We start from the raw sequence: 19033 nt of genomic DNA on the forward strand, positions 1-19033 counted from the left end.
AGATAATGGCAAAAGAGATTACTTTAATTAAAAAGAAGATTGTAACAGAAGAAGAAAAAAAACAGCAAGTAACAGATGAGTTGTTAAATGATCTAGCTGAAAATAGAGAAGCAGTAGAAGAGACGATGCAGCTATTAGCGCAGTTGCAAAAAGCTGGAATTTTAGATGCAGCAATTAGTTTACTTGCTGCAAAAGAAGATGTTTCCAAAATAGCTGTTGAACAATTGAATCGTGAACCAGTAAAGAATGCATTAAACAATATGATGGGGGCAGGAGAGGCATTATCTTCAGTGGACCCAGAAATAACGAAACAAATAACATCTAGTTTAGTCACTGGATTACAATTTGCAACAGAGGAATTAAATAGTGGTAAAAAAACAAAAGTGATGGATTTCTTTAAAGTGTTAAAAGATCCAGATATCAATAGAGCAATTACATTCGGTTTTAGCTTCTTGAAAGCATTTGGTCAAGGGTTAGAGAAAAAATAGAGTAAATGAAAAAGTGATGGCAAGTAGCCATCACTTTTTCATTGTATGTATAAGAGTGTTCATGTTAAGCGGAATATATTATTATTAAAAAGATGGGTTGGAAATGGAAATATGGAATCCATCTCAAATATCGTTTTAGAATGTGGAGGAATATATGCAACACCGTAAAAGACTATCTATACCAGGGGTAATGGGACATTCCTTTCAAACAGTTAGATTTGCTTTTTGGAATGTATTAACCTTTCAACTTGCTTATAAATTATTAGCAGCGATTGTATTTGTCCCGCTATTTGGGATCATTTTTAATAAGTTATTGTATTTTGGTGGTTATGCAAATGCGACGAATGATGAATTATTAGCGTTTTTAAAGACACCATACGGCATTTTGGCAATCATAATTTTATCATTGTTAGCACTGTTTCTTATCTTTACGGAATTTGCGGTGCTTATTATCATTTCGTACTTCGCTCATAAAAGACAAAAGGTGAAATTACGTCCGATTTTATATAAAACCGTAACGTATTTACCTACTCTTTTCACATATTGCTTACCAGGATTTATTTTATATGCTGTCGTATTGTTACCTCTTTTAAATCTTGGATATGAAACGGCATTAATTCCGCAAATTCAAATTCCTAACTTTATTACAGGAGAACTGTTTAAGACAACGATGGGACAAGTTGGTTATTACACGTTCTTTGCTGTAGTTGCGTATTTGAACCTTCGCTGGATTTTTGTTCTACCTATTGTTGTTTTAGAGCAAAAGCCGTTTCGCACAGCAGCACGTAAAAGTGCAATGTTAGTAAAAGAAAGTTTTTTTAAAGTACTATTCTTTTTAGTAGGATTTTTTATTTCAATAGGGATTGTGTACGGTGTATTTTTTGGAATGTATTTATTGTGTCTATGGGGCATGTATGAATTTACAAATCCACAGGGAACATTTGCATTATTAGCAGAATCAACAATGTCTGTATTTTTAACGAGTACATTGTATTTATTTAGTTTTATCGTGACACCATTTTATATTATGGCAATAACACGATTGTATTTACAAAAGGTTCCGGTTGAAGATGTTTTATTAGAAGAAGGATTAGATTATTCGAAAACAAAAGCAGATAAATGTTTCTTCCAAAAACATCGTTGGAAATTTATTGGTGTATATATTGTAGGAATTATTACTGCCGGAATGGTCGTTGCCTTCATTGTAACGTTTATTTCAAATTCATATAAAGAACCAATTATTATGGCTCATCGTGGTTATATTTCAAAAGGTGTAGAGAATACGAAAGAAGCTCTGCAGGGGGCTATTGATGCCAAAGCAGACTACGCTGAAATTGATGTACTGCAAACAAAAGACGGTGAACTAGCAGTTATACATGATTTGAAGCTAAAACGTCTTGCGAATGCTAATGTTCACGTGTCAGATTTAACGATGGAGGAGTTAAGACAGCTTACCCTTAGTCAAGATGGGTTTTCAGGACAAATAAGTACACTTGATGAGATCATTAAGCTGGCAAAAGGAAAAATCAAACTTAATATTGAAGTGAAGCTTCATGGTGGCGAAAAAGATTTCGTAAACAAAGTATTAAAAGCGATTAAAGATAATGAATTTGAGAAGCAATGTGTCATTCAAACGTTACACTATCCGCTTATTAAAGAGTTTAAACGTGCAAATCCAAATATAAAAGTAGGATACATACTGTATGCGAGTAGAGCTAACTTAAAGAATGTGAAGGCTGATTTTTATGTAGCAGAAGAATACATGTTAAATAAGAAATTAGTAAAAGAAGCAAGGAAGCTAAACAAGCCAATTTACGTATGGACAGTAAATGATATGGAAAGTTTAAAGGCATATTATAAGTTAAACGTGGATGGTATCATTACCGATTATCCTGAAGACGCACGTGAAACAATTAAGATGTTAAAAGAGCAAGAAGATCGTGAAAGTGATATGTTTGATAAAATTAGTGAGACGACAGAAGATCTATTTTCAAAGTTATTTATAAGTTATCCAGCTGCTGGCTAAATGCTAGTAGCTGTTTTTTTTATGGAAAGAATATATTTCTAAAGTATTGTACAAAGTAATAAGTGTATACGTAACTACTTAGTTTTTTTGCATTGTTACATTATTGTCAAATAATAAATAATTACTATGCGTTTTGAATGGATATAATGTAAATAGAGTGATAGATAATGAGATGGTACAAATAACCCAATAGAATCAATGTTTCGTATATTTACACTATTCTAAATATATAAACTTTAAAAAAATGGTATGTTAGCGTTTTCATAATTTTTAAGTTATGCTAGAATAAGGACATAAGTTATTAATTATTACAAAAAGAAAAAAGAATTCCTTTTTTCTGTTAATTATAAGGGGGCATTTCATTATGCGTATTGGGGTACCAGCAGAAATTAAAAACAACGAAAACCGTGTGGCAATGACACCAGCAGGTGTTGTACATTTAGTTCGTAACAATCACGAAGTATTCATTCAAAAGGATGCAGGTGTAGGATCTGGTTTCACAGATGCTCAGTATGTTGAAGCGGGAGCAAAAATTGTTGATACAGCTGAAGAAGCTTGGAACATGGAAATGGTTATGAAAGTTAAGGAACCAGTTGAAAGCGAATACAAACACTTCAGCGAAGGTTTAATCTTATTCACATACTTACACTTAGCTCCAGAACCAGAATTAACAAAAGCGTTAATCGAGAAGAAAGTTGTTGCTATCGCATATGAAACAGTACAATTAGAAAACCGTTCATTACCATTACTTGCACCTATGAGTGAAGTAGCTGGTCGTATGGCTGCACAAATCGGTGCGCAATTCCTTGAGAAAAACAAAGGCGGTAAAGGTATCTTACTTGCAGGTGTTCCAGGAGTTAAACGTGGTAAAGTAACAATTATCGGTGGTGGACAAGCTGGTACAAATGCTGCTAAAATTGCAGTTGGACTAGGTGCGGATGTAACAATCATCGACTTAAGTGCAGAACGTCTTCGTCAATTAGATGACATTTTCGGAAACCAAGTAAAAACTTTAATGTCTAATCCTTACAATATTGCAGAAGCTGTAAAAGAGTCTGATCTTGTAATCGGTGCAGTATTAATCCCAGGTGCAAAAGCGCCAAAACTTGTAACAGAAGAAATGATTAAATCAATGGAACAAGGTTCTGTTGTTGTAGATATCGCGATTGACCAAGGTGGTATTTTCGAAACAACTGACCGTATTACAACTCATGATAACCCAACTTATGAAAAACACGGCGTTGTTCACTATGCAGTTGCAAACATGCCAGGTGCGGTTCCACGTACATCAACTCTTGCATTAACAAACGTAACAGTACCATATGCAGTACAAATTGCTAACAAAGGCTACAAAGAAGCTTGCCTAGGCAACACTGCATTATTAAAAGGTATTAATACATTAGAAGGCTATGTAACATTCGAAGCAGTTGCAGAAGCTCACGGTGTAGAGTACAAAGGTGCTAAAGAATTATTAGAAGCAGAAACAGTATCTTGCTAATAGAAGCATTATACAAAACAAAATCGAACAATATATAAAACAACATGATAAGAGCTAAGAGATAATACCTCTTAGCTCTTCTTGGTAAAAGGGGGCATTCATCGTGGCCAACCTATTTAAAAAGAAATCCGTTACGCAATTGTTAGGGGAAAGTAAAAGTAAAACTTTGACGAAAACGCTAGGGGCATTTGACCTAACAATGCTAGGGATTGGTGCGATAATTGGTACAGGAGTTCTAGTATTAACTGGATTAGTAGCAGCAAGAGATGCTGGTCCAGCAGTTATTTTTTCATTTATGATTGCAGCAATTGTTTGTGGATTTGCAGCTTTATGTTATGCAGAGGTTGCATCTGCACTTCCTGTTTCAGGTAGTGTGTACACATATTCATATGCAACAATTGGTGAGTTTGTTGCCCATTTAATGGGATGGACATTGCTATCCGTATATGTCGTAACGACTGCCGCAGTAGCTGGCGGATGGACAGGTTATTTCAATAATTTAGTGAGTGGATTGGGACTTGAAATTCCTAAAGCATTGTTAACGATTCCATCGCAAGGTGGTATGGTGAACTTACCCGCAGTTATCATTACGTTGGTGATAACTTGGTTATTATCACGAGGTACAAAAGAAAGTAAGCGTGTGAATAACATAATGGTATTAATTAAAATTAGTATTGTTGTTTTATTCATTGCAGTTGGTGTATTCTACGTGAAACCAGAAAACTGGATACCATTTGCACCGTACGGCTTAAGTGGAGTCTTTGCCGGAGGAGCAGCAGTATTCTTCGCTTTCTTAGGATTTGATGCATTAGCAACTTCTGCTGAAGAAGTAAAAAATCCGCAACGTGATCTACCGATTGGTATTATTGCTTCATTAGTCATTTGTACAATCATTTATGTTGTAGTTTGTCTCGTTATGACAGGTATGGTTTCTTACAAGGAATTAGATGTACCTGAAGCGATGGCCTATGTACTAGAAGTTGTAGGACAAGATAAAGTGGCTGGTGTAATTGCTATTGGAGCTGTAATTGGTATTATGGCTGTAATTTTCGCATACATCTACGCTACGACACGTGTATTCTTCGCGATGAGCCGTGACGGTTTATTGCCAAAATCTTTTGCGAAAATTAACAAGAAGACAGAAGCACCAACATTTTCAGTTTGGTTAACAGGAATTGGTAGTGCTTTAATTGCTGGATTTATCGATTTAAAAGAATTGTCAAATTTAGCGAATATTGGAGCGTTATTAACATTCGCGATGGTTGGTGTAACTGTCATCATTCTTCGTAAAACGCATCCGAAATTACAACGTGGATTTATGGTACCATTTGTACCAATCTTACCGATTATTTCAGTTGCATGCTGTCTATTCTTAATGGTAAATCTACCGTTAAAAACATGGATATACTTCGGTGTTTGGTTGGCAATAGGAGTAGTTGTATACTTTGTATATTCGAAAAAGCACAGTCATTTAAAAGAAGATGGAAGTTCGCAAGATAGTTTAGAAAAAGCTAATTAAAGGGATATAAGATAGTAAGCCTTGTGCGTCTAGGGAGCGCGCAAGGTTTTTTCTTTTGGGGAAATAAAGGGGGTCAATGTTACTTTGTCGAACTTTTTATGTCGGAATATGAAAAAAGAGGTGGAAAGATGGAGACGAAAGTTGTCGTTGGAGCAGAGGGATATAACAATAATCCAGGTTGGTTACATACGAATGAAGAAGAATTAAATTTATTAAAAAGAGAAACGTGGATTAATAAATTTCCGTCTAATTCTTTATCAGTAATTTTGGCTGAGCACGTATGGGAGCATTTATCGTATGAAGAAGGTATAGAAGCAGCTAAAGTTTGTTATGAGTTTTTAGAAGATAGTGGATATATTCGCTGCGCAGTGCCGGATGCATTTTTCCCAAATGAAGAGTATCAGCGTGGTGTGCAAGTGGGAGGACCTGGCCCGTTAGATCATCCAGCTGCAAGCCATAAAATTGTACATAACTACAAAACGATTATATCTATGTTTGAAGCTGCAGGTTTTCAAGTAAAGCTTTTAGAATACTGTGATGAGAATGGCCAGTTTCATTATAGTGATTGGGAAGAGAACGGTGGATTTATTTATCGATCGAAACGTTTTGATCATAGAAATCAAGATGGTAAATTAGGATTTGCTTCGTTAATTGTGGATGCAGTAAAAGTTAATAAAGTGAAACTTTAATCAGTGGGGGCTTCATCCCCCACTGATTATTAGCCCTCACCAATCGGGCTTTTACGGGCAGTTAATCTCCCACCTAACTTCTTTGTTCCAGCTGCATTTTGAGGTGGGAGTCTTACTGCCCGTTAATGCGGGATAAATAAGAAGGGATGCACGGTAGTTTTCGTGCATCCTTTTTGTATGAAGAGCATGATAGATGCGGAGAATATTTATATGTTTATTTTGAAATATGAACGAAATGTTTTAAAAAATGTATGAGAATTCATTGACACATATGAATGGACGCTCATATAATAAAGGTATAATACATATGAATAATTGTTCATATGTTCAAATAAAGAGGTGAGCTGTGATGGCTGAAAATAAAGTAGAAACGCAACAGGAAGCATGTTCTCAAACGGTAATTCACGAGGAAATCGTGGATCAAGTAAAACAAACAATTCCGACTGATGAAAGTTTAAGTAAAGTAGCAGAATTATTTAAAGTATTAGGTGACCGTACACGTACGAGAATATTACATGCATTATTTGAAGCTGAAATGTGTGTTTGTGATTTAGCTTATTTATTAGGAATGACGCAATCTTCAATCTCACATCAGCTTCGTGTATTAAAGCAAGCGAAGCTTGTAAAGAACCGTAAAGAAGGAAAGGTAGTTTATTACTCATTAGCTGATCAACACGTAATTCATATCTTCGAGCAAGCGTTTGAACACGTAAACGAGGAAGAATAAAAAGGCGAGGAGGGAGAACGATGGCAGAAGCATTAGTGAAAAAGAAACTTATGCTAGAAGGTTTAGATTGTGCAAATTGTGCAATGAAAATTGAAAAAGGTGTTGGGAATATAGAAGGGGTAACATCTTGTTCCGTAAACTTTGCAACAAAAACGATGCTTTTAGAAACACCGCAAAATAAAGAAAATCAAGTTGTTACGGAAGCGAAGCAACTTGTTACAAAATTAGAGCCACATATTAAAGTGCAAGAAGAGCAAAAAATAAAATCAGTAAAAGAAGTATTTGTATTAGAAGGCTTAGACTGTGCAAATTGTGCAATGAAGATTGAAAATAAGGTAAAGGAAATGCCAACAATTTCAGAAGCGACTGTTGATTTCGTATCAAAGAAATTACGAGTAGAAGTTGCAAATAAACGAGAACTTGAATCGACTGTACAAAATATAAAAAATGTTGTTCAAAAGTTAGAGCCTGATGTAAAAGTTGTTCGTGAAGAGGAAAAAGGACACGACCATGATCATGGTGATGGAAATGTGAAAAAGATGATAGGAAGATTAGTAGTCGGTGGAATTTTGACAGGAATTGCTGCGTTAGCCGGATTACCGCAAATGATAACAATTCCATTATTCGTCCTTGCTTATTTATTAATAGGTGGAGATATCGTTTGGAGAGCGGTAAGAAACATAACTCGCGGCCAAGTGTTCGATGAAAACTTTTTAATGGCAATTGCAACTTTAGGAGCTTTCGCGATTCAACAATATCCAGAAGCGGTAGCAGTTATGCTATTTTACCAAGTAGGGGAACTGTTCCAAAGTATTGCAGTAAATCGTTCTCGAAAATCAATTACGTCATTAATGGATATTCGTCCTGACTATGCGAATGTGAAAGTTGGAAACGAAACGAAACAAGTATCACCAGAAGATGTGCAAATTGGTGAGTATATTATCGTAAAACCAGGTGAAAAAGTACCGTTAGACGGGAAAGTAGTTGAGGGAACATCAATGATGGATACTTCAGCGTTAACAGGTGAGTCTGTACCGAGGGAAGTAGAAGTTGGTAATGACGTATTAGGTGGTTTTGTAAACCAAAATGGTGTATTAATTGTCGAAGTTACAAAAGAGTTTGGTGAATCCACTGTATCGAAAATTTTAGACTTAGTACAAAATGCAAGTAGCAAAAAAGCGCCAACAGAAAACTTTATTACAAAGTTTGCACGTTATTATACTCCTGTTGTAGTTATAACAGCAGCAATAATGGCATTTATTCCACCACTTATTTTAGAGGGTGCTACATTCTCCGATTGGATTTATAGAGCTTTAGTGTTCTTAGTAATCTCTTGTCCATGTGCGCTCGTTGTATCGATTCCTCTTGGATTCTTTGGCGGTATTGGTGGGGCATCTAAAAGTGGTATTTTAGTAAAAGGAAGTAACTATTTAGAAGCATTGAATGATGTGAAATATATCGTTTTTGATAAAACAGGAACATTAACAAAAGGTGTCTTTAAAGTTACGAAGATGGAGCCTAGTGAAGGTATCACAGCTGAAGAGCTATTAGAATATGCAGCATTTGCAGAAGTATATTCAAATCATCCGATTGCACAATCTATTCGAAGTGCATATGGAAAATCAATCGATGAAAATGCTATTGAAGACTATAGTGAAATTTCTGGTCATGGTACGGTTGTAAAAGTACAAGGAAAAGAAATTTTCGCAGGTAATGCTAAATTAATGAGCAAAGAAAACATTACATTTAAGCAACCAAATACAGTAGGTACACTAGTTCATGTTGCTGTAGATGGTAAATATGCAGGTTATATTGTTATCTCTGATGAAGTAAAAGAGGATTCAAAACAAGCAATTCAAAAGTTAAAAGAACTAGGTATTAAGAAGACAGTCATGTTAACTGGTGATGCAAAATCAGTCGGGGAAGCTGTTGGTAAAGAATTAGGTTTAGATGAAGTTCATGCCGAATTATTACCACACCAAAAAGTAGAAGAAATCGAAAAAATTGATGCAGCAAAACGCGGTAAAGAAAAGATTGCATTCGTCGGTGATGGTATTAATGATACGCCAGTACTAGCAAGGGCAGACGTTGGTATTGCGATGGGCGGCTTAGGGTCAGATGCAGCAATTGAAGCTGCTGACATCGTTATTATGACTGATGAGCCTTCAAAAATTGTGACAGCAGTAAAAATTGCAAAACGTACACGTAGCATCGTATGGCAAAATATTATATTTGCATTAGGGGTAAAAGGGTTAGTGTTATTACTCGGCGCCTTTGGTATTGCAACAATGTGGGAAGCAGTCTTCTCAGATGTTGGTGTGACGTTACTTGCAGTATTAAATGCAATGCGTGTACTACGAGTAAAAGATTTATAAAAAAGAGGACGCAATGGCGTCCTCTTTTTTATTGGTTATTTTGTTGAAATTGACTCAACAAAATAATTTAATATATAAATTTGCAAAAAATATAATATTCTTCTTATTATTTTAATATATTTTTTACAAATATCCATATAGTATTGAAAAATGGAGAAGTGGGGGAGGGACAAAACCCCACTGATTAAAGCTTCACTTTATTTTTGTATGTTTTTTTCAACCTGTTCTCGAACAGTTTGAATATAATTCATTTTATGATCCCAACATTCTTGGCTTAAATCGACAGGGTACTCTTCTGGGTTTAAAGTTCGCATATACTCTTCCCAAAATAGTGAGAGGCTGCGTTCATTATACTTTTGAATATCTAATATATTAGGTAATTCATACGCTCTTTTACCGTTAATGAAAATATCTTGATGTAGTTCGCGTGCTTCAAAGCTTGTTACGAATTTACTTATATATGTATGAACTGGATGAAACATTTTTAAACGCTCTTCTTTTCCGGGTTCTTCTGACTCTAAAGCAATATAATCGCCCTCTGCATGATCGTTAACACGGTTAATAATACGATAAACTCGTTTAAGTCCTGGGGTTGTAATTTTTTCAGGATTAGATGAAATCTTAATCGTATCATTTAATTTTCCGTCAGTATCTTCAATAGCGACTAGTTTATAAACAGCCCCTAATGCTGGCTGCTCAAAGGATGTAATCAGCTTTGTACCAACACCCCATACATCAATTTTTGCCCCTTGAGATTTCAAGTGCATAATCGTATATTCATCTAAATCGCTAGAAGCGATAATTTTTGTGTTTGTAAATCCAGCTGCATCAAGTTGTTTTCTGGCCTCCTTTGATAAATATGCCATATCACCACTATCAAGGCGAATGCCATAAAAATCGATACGATCCCCGAACTCTTTTGCAACACGAATCGCATTTGGAACACCAGATTTTAATGTGTCGTATGTATCGACAAGAAATACACATTTTTTATGTGTTTCAGCATATTTTTTAAATGCAACATATTCATCGCGATATGCTTGAACGAAAGAATGGGCATGTGTGCCAGCTACAGGGATGCCAAATCGTTTCCCTGCGCGAACGTTACTTGTAGATGAAAAACCACCAATAAAGGCAGCTCGTGTTCCCCAAAGGGCAGCATCAAACTCATGAGCTCGTCTTGTACCGAACTCTAAAAGCTCATCATTATTTGCAGCGTGCTTCATACGTGCAGCTTTTGTAGCAATTAATGTTTGGTAATTTACAATATTTAAGAGGGCGGTTTCAATTATTTGTGCCTCGCCAAGCGGTGCATCAACACGTAATAATGGTTCGTTATTAAAAACAACTTCGCCTTCTTGCATACTACGAATCGTGCCAGTAAATTTCATGTTTTGTAAATAATGAAGGAAGTCTTCTTCAAATTGCAGCTCTGCTAAATAAGCGATGTCACTTTCGGTAAAGCTGAAATTTTCTATGTACTCTACAATTTTTTCAAGACCAGCAAAAACAGCATAGCCGTTTTCGAATGGAAGCTTTCGAAAGTATAGATCAAAAACAGAACGGCGAGTATGAATACCATCTTTCCAATATGTATAAGCCATGTTGATTTGATATAAATCTGTATGTAAGGCGTAACTATCGTCTTTATAATGATTCATTGCGAAAACACCTCCGTAATTTGATTATAGTATACCAATTTTTCCCCTTTCGTAGCAAAGAAGTAATAGGGGATTGAAGTCAAGAGAGAAAAAAATGAAATAATGCATATTTTTTAGAAAATTTACATTTATCAATTTATATTTCTCTAGATTTTATGTATTATTAGAGTAGTGGGGGTAATGAGAATGGAGGAGGACAATGCAACAAACATTAGAAAAAATAGGCAAGCAAGTTTTTTATAAACGGCTACAGCAAAAAATGACACAAGAAGAATTATGTCAGGGCATTTGTTCTGTCTCATACTTAAGTAAGATCGAAAATGGAAAGATTGAAGCATCAGAAGAAATTCTACAATTGCTCTGCACAAGACTAGAAATTGCTGTGACGGACTTGAGAGATGTAGAAGAAGATGTGAAAGTGAAGTTGGACGAGTGGTTGAATGCATTAGTTCATTTGGACAAGCAACAAGTAGAGCGCATATACGAAGAGTTGCAAGGTGAAATGAAGCATGTGTTGGATTTTGAAATTATAAATTATTATAAACTGCTGTATACACGTTATTTAATGATGAAGCGGGATCTCCCTGCTGTTGAAGAAGAATTGGACGGATTGAAGAAAGTGTATAAGAAATACTCGCCTTTTCAGAAGATGTTATATACGTATAATAAGGCATTATTATATTCTGTGCAGTACAAATATACGCAGGCATTAGAATATCTGTTAAAGACGGAATCGATGGCAAAAGAGTTAGGATATTATGAAACAGGAATATATTATAATTTGGCATTGACATATAGTCAGATGGAAATAGACCATATGACATTATATTTTGCTAATGTGGCATTAGAAGGTTTTAAAAGTGAATATAAATTTAGAAATATAATTAATTGTAAGTTTTTAATTGCGTTTAGTTATACTAGAAAAAAACAATATAATGAAGCTATGGAAATCTATAATCATATCATAAGAGAAGCAACTTCTTTTGCTGATAAAGATAATATTCTTTCTATTGCTTTAAATAATATTGGTTATCTGTACTACCGACAAAAAAATTATGCCAAGGCGAAAGAGTATTATATAGAATGCTTAAAGTATAAAAAAGAAGAGGATATGAATTATATTGATGCCATGTATGAGCTCTCATTACAGTGTATTCAATTAGGAGAACTTGAGGAAGCGGCTGAATGGATTGAAAAAGGTATCCTTGCTGCAAGGAAAGATGATAGATACAAAGGGATGTTATATTTATTGTTAAATTTAAGATATAAATATTTTGAAGAAAGAGACCTCTATAAAAAATTTCTAGAAACAGAAGTAGTTCCTTTCTTTAAAACAGAGGAAAATATAAAAGATTTAAAGAAAGTATACTTAGAACTAGCTGAATACTTAGAAGAGTGCTCAGATTTTAAAGAAAGTAATCGCTATTATAAATTAGCGATTACTTTATTAGAAGAGTAAAGAGGAGGGATAGTATGAAAAAGTTAATTGCAGGAACATTTGTGGTTATGGCAATTGCAGCTGTAGTATTGGATATTCAGTATGCTTGGAAGCCGGATACTCTAGGGCAAGAAGCTAAAACAGTTGAACAAATTAATTTATAAAAAAAACCCTTTCCCAACGGAAAGGGTTTTTTTTCAATATTTGTTCCTCAAAATTCTACAACACTTGAGAAAGAAATTAATTGAATTTTTAGTATATTAATAGTGGAAACATAATGATAATATGAAACTACTCTTTTTCAAAAATTTTTTATTAGGGGGAATGTTAGATGAAAAAGAAGAGTTTAGCGTTAGTGTTAGCGGCAGGAATGGCAGTTACTACGTTCGGAGGGACAGGCTCTGCATTTGCGGATTCTAAAAATGTACTCTCTACTAAGAAGTACAATGAGACGGTACAGTCACCTGAGTTTATTTCTGGTGATCTAACTGGAGCGACTGGTAAGAAAGCGGAATCTGTGGTGTTTGATTACTTAAACGCAGCAAAAGGTGATTATAAGCTAGGGGAAAAGAGTGCACAAGATTCTTTCAAAGTAAAACAAGTGAAAAAAGATGCTGTAACTGATTCAACAGTAGTACGTATGCAACAAGTTTACGAAGGAGTACCTGTATGGGGGTCTACTCAAGTAGCTCACGTAAGTAAAGATGGTTCTTTAAAAGTATTGTCTGGAACAGTTGCGCCTGATTTAGACAAGAAGGAAAAGTTAAAAAACAAAAATAAGATTGAAGGCGCAAAAGCAATTGAAATTGCGCAACAAGATTTAGGAGTAACACCTAAATACGAAGTGGATCCAAAAGCGGATTTATATGTATATCAAAATGGTGAAGAAACGACATATGCATACGTTGTGAATTTAAACTTCTTAGAGCCAAATCCAGGAAACTATTACTATTTCATTGAAGCGGAAAGCGGTAAAGTGTTAAATAAATATAATAAACTTGATCATGTAACGAATGATGATAAGTCACCAGTTAAGCAAGATGCTCCTAAACAGGATGCGAAAGCGGTTGTAAAGCCTGTAACAGGAACGAATAAAGTGGGAACTGGTAAAGGTGTATTAGGAGATACGAAATCGCTTAATACAACGTTATCTGGATCATCTTACTACTTGCAAGATAATACGCGCGGAGCAACAATTTTCACATATGATGCGAAAAACCGCTCAACATTACCAGGAACATTATGGGCAGATGCAGATAATGTTTTCAATGCAGCGTATGATGCAGCGGCAGTAGATGCTCATTACTATGCAGGTAAAACATATGATTACTATAAAGCTACATTTAACAGAAACTCTATTAATGATGCAGGAGCACCATTAAAATCAACAGTTCATTACGGAAGTAAGTATAATAATGCATTCTGGAACGGTTCACAAATGGTATACGGAGATGGTGATGGTGTAACATTCACTTCATTATCTGGTGGCATTGATGTAATTGGCCATGAATTAACACATGCTGTTACGGAAAATAGCTCGGATTTAATTTATCAAAATGAATCAGGAGCGTTAAATGAAGCAATTTCTGATATTTTTGGTACTTTAGTAGAATTCTATGATAACCGTAACCCAGATTGGGAGATTGGTGAAGATATTTATACACCTGGTAAGGCGGGAGATGCACTTCGTTCTATGAGTGATCCAGCGAAATATGGTGACCCAGACCATTATTCTAAGCGTTACACTGGTTCAAGTGATAACGGTGGCGTTCATACAAACAGTGGTATTATTAACAAACAAGCTTATTTATTAGCAAATGGTGGTACGCATTCTGGTGTAACTGTAACTGGTATCGGTAAAGATAAATTAGGTGCGATTTACTACCGTGCAAATACACAGTATTTCACGCAATCTACTACATTTAGTCAAGCACGTGCTGGTGCAGTACAAGCTGCAGCTGATTTATATGGTGCTAGCTCTGCAGAAGTAGCAGCAGTTAAGCAATCATTTAGTGCTGTTGGTGTAAACTAAGGCTTTAAGGGATAGTTATTAATAAAATACCTCAAAAATAAAGAAGGAGCCTATGCTCCTTCTTTATTTTTTTCTCCATTTTTTCCACAAATAAAATAATCCAACACAACCTGAGATTGTAATAATCCATTTCGCTTCATTTGTTCCGTTAATGACATGATATGCAGAATATACTTCAATCAATAAAGCCGGTATTTTCCCTATTGTGCTGGCAATACTGAAAGAGAGTAATGACATTTTGCCTAGAGCTGCAAATAAAGTAACGATACTGGACGGAATGAAAGGAATAAAACGAAAAGATAGGACTAGTAGAAATGCCTCTCTGCCTTCTACGTAAAGAAGGCGTTCTACCTTTGGATACGTATTTACTTTATCGTGAGTGAACTTTTGAAGGCCTATACGATAAATATAAAACGAGATAATAGCCCCTAATGCCTCACCTGCGATCGAAATGATTGTGCCATTTGTTACACCGAAGAGCTGTATATTAATGGCGGTCAAAAAAATACTAGGGATAAAACCTAAAAGACTGATGATGATGTTGATTAAGATACTAAGTGGAATTGCGATTGAATAATAGTCTGTTAAGAAGTTATGAATTGTTTCAGCCATTCTTTAAAATCCTTTATCTTTTTTTGCATTACACCATATTTACATTGTATAGGCAAGTGCAAATTTACATAATGTAGAAAACAGTTGATAGAAAGGGATTTGTATACCTTATATAGGTATTGGGTATATGAAAGCAGGGGTATATTTAGTTTGTTTAAAAAACACTCCATAAATCCTGTATTTAAAGGGTTTATGGAGTGTTTCGATTGGTGTTTTAATCTGGGAAATAATTATAAAAACATGGGGGTATATTTTAAAAAGGGCGAAAAACAGTGATTTGATGAAAGGGGGGGAGAAATATAGCAAAATGAATGAGGATTTTAAAACTGTATACATTTTTTCTTTGTGAAATTGACTTTTAGTGGAGTTACGATAATAATCATGGAAGAGGTGATACGATGAAACGATTAAGTAGTCTTTTCTTGAGTAGTTTATTGGCACTAATGCTGATTTTAAGTGGATGTGCAGGAAAAGAACAAAAAACAGAAAAACCAAAAGAGGATCATTCTACATCAGTAGAAAAAATTAGTGATAATATTTTAGATGAAATGGAAGGGCCACCTAAAAATGGTCATACGATTGAAAGGCATGTAGGCAAATCGGAAGAGGATTTGAAGAATCGTTTGAAGACAGATAAAGTTTCAGCGGCAAGTACATACTATGATAAGGAAACAGCGACAAAGGCTGTGAAAGATAGTTTAAAACAACATGATAAAGAAATTCAGGATTGGTTGAAAAACTCTAAAGAGGCTCGTCTTGTATTGAATACAACTCATTCATTCCCAGTTGGAAAAACAGTAATAAAGAAAAATATGAATGTAAAAGACAAACTAGTAAAGACTGTTACTGTTTTAGCGAGAGATAAATCAGGAAATCTAGGATTTAAGATTATTACTTCTTATCCATCAGATAAATAAAGGGGGGAGTATATATGTATCCAACATTACAATACTTTCTTAAATCGTACTGTACGTTAAGTATTCATGAGGATGAAATAGTAAGCGTAATGGAAGAGTTTATAGAGCAAGAGGACGAAGAGATTGTTTTGAAATTACGCGATGAATTAGTAAATATGAAGAAAAAGAACGCGTGGGAAGAAGCGTGCGTATTAGCTGCGAAGCAAGGCAATCGTGTGTGGTCTTTAGAAGAAACGAAAGATCATCTGGAAATTTTTTTACTATTATTGCAAAAGAAAAAGGCGTGAGTAGATCACGCCTTTTTGTATACGCTTTTTGAAATTTGTCCGTTTGATATTATCTCATTGTTTTGGGGCACTTTTATATACGCTTTTTGAAATTTGTCCATTTGAGAGTACTTCACCGTTTTGTGTTACTTTTTTATACGTAACCGCTGTTATTTTATCACCAGTATTACTAATTACTTGAGAAGAAACTTCAACATTTTTACCAGTATTTGTACCGAAAATACGTGTAGTAATACTACCGCCATTTGAAAATGCTTGAATGTAAATATGCTTACCTGTATTGTTTTTAAATTTTAAATCCGGACCATAATCTGCCACTGCTGCATCCTGCCCAAGTGGTAAATAATTTACGGGCATAGAATGATTGCTTCGAGAAACAATTCCTAAATCTGCCCTTAAAGCTGCGCTGTATAAAGTACTACTTACTTGGCAAACGCCTCCGCCTGCACTTTGTATAACTTTACCTTGTGAATATACTGCTGCGGATTTATAACCATGTGCAGCATCAGTTACGCCAACACGGCCATTAAAACTAAACGTTTCATCAGGTGCTACAATAACTCCACTTAACGTATTAGCTGACTTATTTACGTTATAGGATTGATTTCCATTACGGCCAGCCATTGGGGTAGAATATTCAGCAATCACTTCTTTAATCCCCATTTGTTGTATATCTTCTGTAGAACGTTCAGGTTTTATTAGTGTAACTGGTAATACAACATCGGGTGTGCCAGAAGTAATAGCTGCGCTTGTTAAATCGGTTAATTTTCCTTTATCAATTTTTTCTCCATTTTGACTTTGGCTAATATTTACTGTAGAGCCTTCAACACTTAATTCGGCGTTGACAGGATTTTTTAATGTTTCATTATATTTATCCTTTATAAAGGTTTCATAAGTTGTTGTATTTAATTGTGGTGTTAATTTATAGTCACGTTTTACTTCACCGTTTTCAGCTTGCTTACGCATGTTGTAACGATTCATTACGTTCCCTTCTTGTTCTTTAAAGATATTGTCGACAATATCCTTCTCTTTATAATCTACTCCTAAATCTTTCCACGTGTAATTTTGCTTATCATTTTGGAATACGTAGTTAAGAGATTTTTGATTTAATTCATTCATCTTTTGATTAACAAGGGCTTGAATATCTGCTTTATTTTTTCCATCAAGAGAAATACCTTCAAATGTAGTGTTTGGTAGTGCAGTTGTATTTAGTTGATTATTTAATTTGGATACATATTGATATCCACCAATACCACCAACACAAAGTAATATGCCACCAGCAATAGCGGAACCAATCAGTATTTTGCTTAGCTTCATTTATTTCCCCCCAGAAAAATTTGTATAAATATATGTATTACATTTTTTGTATAAAAATGATGAAAATAACATTATGTACGTCCTAGTATACTATTATTTTCACTACGTGTGTAATGTTTTCATAAAAAATGTTACACTGCTGTAATAATTGTCTCTTTTTGTCACAATATGCATGAGAAATATGTTGAAAATTATAATAAAAAGGCTGCTTAGAAAAATCTAGCAGCCTTTTTATTATAATTTTTTATGCTCATTTTTATTCGTAACACCGAGATGTTCTTGAAGTGTTGTCGATATATCATTAACACTCTTTTCGTTTGGAACGTAATAATAAATACCACCTATATATTTATCAGTACCTTCCACTTGCAATTTATCCATTTTTAAATTTGAATCCATTGAATTTTTTGCAATAGTCATCATATCATCAAAAGTTAAATTTGTTTTTAAGTCTGTATCGACAGCATCTAATAGGCTTCCGATTTTATTAATGGAATTGAGAGATAGGGCTTTTTCAGCAATAGCCTCTAAAACAAGTTGTTGTCGTTGACCACGCATATAATCACTATCAATATGACGCGTTCTAGCTAGTGCAAGTGCTTCTTCTCCATTTAAATGTTGACGCCCTTTTTTTAGGTGAATTGCATCTGCTTCGTCGCTACTATTTTGTTCTGTGAACTCAACTGGAACGTCGACAGTTATACCACCTAGAGAATCAACAATCTTGATAAAGGATTTGAAATTAAATTTTACATAGTAATCAACTGGTACATCTAAAAATTTTTCTACTGTATCAATTGTGCTGTCTACACCACCAAATACATGTGCATGTGTAATTTTATCATATTTATCACGTGATTTAATGAAGACGCGTGAATCACGTGGAATGCTGACTAGTTTAACAGATTTATCATTTTTATTAATTGTTGCAAGTAGTAATGCATCTGTACGAGTCGCTTTTCCGTAACCTTTTTCCCTGATATCACTTTCATCAACACCCATGATCAGGACAGAAATATTATCAGTCATAGGTTTAACAGCTTTTTCACGTTTGCTGGATTTATCTCCTCGGCCGAGTTCAGAATAAGCGTTGCTTAAGACGGATTTTGCTTTACTGTATATATGGAAGGAATAGCCTCCTGCTCCCATTGCTACAATAAGTAAGGGAATAAGAATGAACCAAAGTAGGCGCTTTTTCTTTGAACGTCCTTTTTTGGCTCGAGTTTCGTTGTTAATGTCGGATTTCATCATTTTTTCTCCTTTAAAACAATCAAAGTGTATACATCTAGAAGCGTATTAAAACACATAAAAAATATTTTACGCTAAATAAAAGGTATTGTACATGTATAAAAAATAGATGTATTGATTATTTATCCCGCATTAACGGGCCGTAAAACTCCCACCTCAAAGTCCAGCGAATGCAAGGAAGTTAGGTGGGAGATAACTG

Annotated in this window: 17 protein-coding genes; 13 read left to right on the plus strand and 4 right to left on the minus strand. The window is 34.8% G+C overall.

The genetic code is table 11. From position 1 onward, the window contains the following. The first annotated feature begins 5 nt into the window (after positions 1 to 5). From QCI77_RS03065 to QCI77_RS03100, 8 genes are all read left to right on the plus strand, one after another. On the plus strand, positions 6 to 488 hold the full coding sequence (locus tag QCI77_RS03065; protein WP_002140332.1) for a helical membrane plugin domain-containing protein: 483 nt from the start codon (positions 6 to 8) through the stop codon (positions 486 to 488). 45 nt (positions 489 to 533) lie between these two features. Beyond that, the gene (locus tag QCI77_RS03070; RefSeq protein WP_012260287.1) at positions 534 to 656 is read left to right on the plus strand and encodes a hypothetical protein; all 123 of its coding nucleotides are present in this window, start codon (positions 534 to 536) and stop codon (positions 654 to 656) included. After that, positions 643 to 2514: a glycerophosphoryl diester phosphodiesterase membrane domain-containing protein gene (locus tag QCI77_RS03075; protein ID WP_256486380.1), complete on the plus strand. Its 1872-nt coding sequence runs from the start codon at positions 643 to 645 to the stop codon at positions 2512 to 2514. The genes QCI77_RS03070 and QCI77_RS03075 overlap by 14 nt, the downstream gene beginning before the upstream one ends. 364 nt (positions 2515 to 2878) lie before the next feature. Then, the gene (gene ald, locus QCI77_RS03080; protein ID WP_002010453.1) at positions 2879 to 4012 is read left to right on the plus strand and encodes an alanine dehydrogenase; all 1134 of its coding nucleotides are present in this window, start codon (positions 2879 to 2881) and stop codon (positions 4010 to 4012) included. A gap of 103 nt (positions 4013 to 4115) precedes the next feature. Beyond that, a complete protein-coding gene (locus tag QCI77_RS03085) occupies positions 4116 to 5531 on the plus strand; it encodes an amino acid permease (protein WP_113770586.1) in 1416 nt (471 codons plus the stop codon). Between the two features lie 128 nt (positions 5532 to 5659). Further along, entirely contained in the window at positions 5660 to 6220 is a 561-nt protein-coding gene (locus QCI77_RS03090; protein WP_044444461.1) for a class I SAM-dependent methyltransferase, read from the plus strand. A gap of 349 nt (positions 6221 to 6569) precedes the next feature. Beyond that, positions 6570 to 6947, plus strand: coding sequence for an ArsR/SmtB family transcription factor (locus QCI77_RS03095; protein ID WP_002010461.1), 378 nt, complete (start codon positions 6570 to 6572; stop codon positions 6945 to 6947). A gap of 20 nt (positions 6948 to 6967) precedes the next feature. After that, positions 6968 to 9322: a heavy metal translocating P-type ATPase gene (locus tag QCI77_RS03100; RefSeq protein WP_353824490.1), complete on the plus strand. Its 2355-nt coding sequence runs from the start codon at positions 6968 to 6970 to the stop codon at positions 9320 to 9322. 197 nt (positions 9323 to 9519) lie between these two features. Here QCI77_RS03100 and QCI77_RS03105 read toward each other — a convergent pair whose 3' ends face one another. Next, the gene (locus tag QCI77_RS03105) at positions 9520 to 10983 is read right to left on the minus strand and encodes a nicotinate phosphoribosyltransferase (RefSeq protein ID WP_002169184.1); all 1464 of its coding nucleotides are present in this window, start codon (positions 10981 to 10983) and stop codon (positions 9520 to 9522) included. A 199-nt stretch (positions 10984 to 11182) separates the two neighbouring features. Between QCI77_RS03105 and QCI77_RS03110 the strand changes: the two genes are divergently transcribed. From QCI77_RS03110 to QCI77_RS03120, 3 genes are all read left to right on the plus strand, one after another. Beyond that, entirely contained in the window at positions 11183 to 12442 is a 1260-nt protein-coding gene (locus tag QCI77_RS03110) for a tetratricopeptide repeat protein (RefSeq protein ID WP_002010467.1), read from the plus strand. A gap of 14 nt (positions 12443 to 12456) precedes the next feature. Next, positions 12457 to 12585 (plus strand): NprX family peptide pheromone, encoded by a 129-nt coding sequence (locus QCI77_RS03115; protein ID WP_000733136.1) that lies wholly within the window; start codon positions 12457 to 12459, stop codon positions 12583 to 12585. 167 nt (positions 12586 to 12752) lie between these two features. Next, positions 12753 to 14453: a M4 family metallopeptidase gene (locus QCI77_RS03120; protein WP_113770582.1), complete on the plus strand. Its 1701-nt coding sequence runs from the start codon at positions 12753 to 12755 to the stop codon at positions 14451 to 14453. Positions 14454 to 14516: 63 nt separating this feature from the next. Here the strand turns inward: QCI77_RS03120 and QCI77_RS03125 are convergent, their stop codons facing one another. Continuing rightward, complete coding sequence (locus QCI77_RS03125; RefSeq protein WP_113770581.1) at positions 14517 to 15065, minus strand: TVP38/TMEM64 family protein; 549 nt, start codon at positions 15063 to 15065, stop codon at positions 14517 to 14519. A 398-nt stretch (positions 15066 to 15463) separates the two neighbouring features. On the opposite strand from QCI77_RS03125, the gene QCI77_RS03130 reads away from it, so the two are divergent. Both QCI77_RS03130 and QCI77_RS03135 read left to right on the plus strand, forming a co-directional pair. After that, complete coding sequence (locus tag QCI77_RS03130) at positions 15464 to 15982, plus strand: RNase A-like domain-containing lipoprotein (protein WP_002125157.1); 519 nt, start codon at positions 15464 to 15466, stop codon at positions 15980 to 15982. A 14-nt stretch (positions 15983 to 15996) separates the two neighbouring features. After that, entirely contained in the window at positions 15997 to 16269 is a 273-nt protein-coding gene (locus QCI77_RS03135; protein WP_002091014.1) for a hypothetical protein, read from the plus strand. 54 nt (positions 16270 to 16323) lie between these two features. Here the strand turns inward: QCI77_RS03135 and QCI77_RS03140 are convergent, their stop codons facing one another. Both QCI77_RS03140 and QCI77_RS03145 read right to left on the minus strand, forming a co-directional pair. Further along, a complete protein-coding gene (locus QCI77_RS03140) occupies positions 16324 to 17586 on the minus strand; it encodes a VanW family protein (RefSeq protein WP_002010475.1) in 1263 nt (420 codons plus the stop codon). Between the two features lie 234 nt (positions 17587 to 17820). Next, positions 17821 to 18837, minus strand: a complete 1017-nt coding sequence (locus QCI77_RS03145; protein ID WP_002029713.1) for an LCP family glycopolymer transferase — start codon at positions 18835 to 18837, stop codon at positions 17821 to 17823. Positions 18838 to 19033: the final 196 nt, after the last annotated feature.

Source organism: Bacillus cereus group sp. MG9 (assembly GCF_040459995.1).
GTDB lineage: Bacteria > Bacillota > Bacilli > Bacillales > Bacillaceae_G > Bacillus_A > Bacillus_A mycoides.